The sequence below is a fragment of the Devosia alba genome, assembly GCF_039938915.1.
Taxonomy (GTDB): domain Bacteria; phylum Pseudomonadota; class Alphaproteobacteria; order Rhizobiales; family Devosiaceae; genus Devosia; species Devosia alba.
In genome coordinates this window covers 1-206 of the sequence record NZ_JBDUUI010000208.1, presented here as the reverse complement: position 1 = coordinate 206, position 206 = coordinate 1, and the positions used below count along the sequence as shown (strand labels likewise).

Here is a 206-nt window from a genome sequence, read left to right as displayed (position 1 = left end):
ACCGATCTGACGCAGCGGATGGAAGGGGACTATGAGGGGGCCTTTGCCAAGCTCAAGGCCGACACCAATGCGGTGGCCGACAAGCTGACCGACGTGGTGGGCCAGCTCAAGCAGACCTCGGGCACGCTGAAGACGGCAACCGGGGAAATCCTCAGCGGGGCCAATGATCTGAGCGAGCGGACCACGCGGCAGGCGGCGACCATTGA

At 64.6% G+C, this 206-nt stretch carries 1 pseudogene; it reads left to right on the top strand.

The window, feature by feature from the left end:
• Positions 1–206: pseudogene (locus ABFY71_RS19285) on the top strand (methyl-accepting chemotaxis protein); the annotation flags it as partial.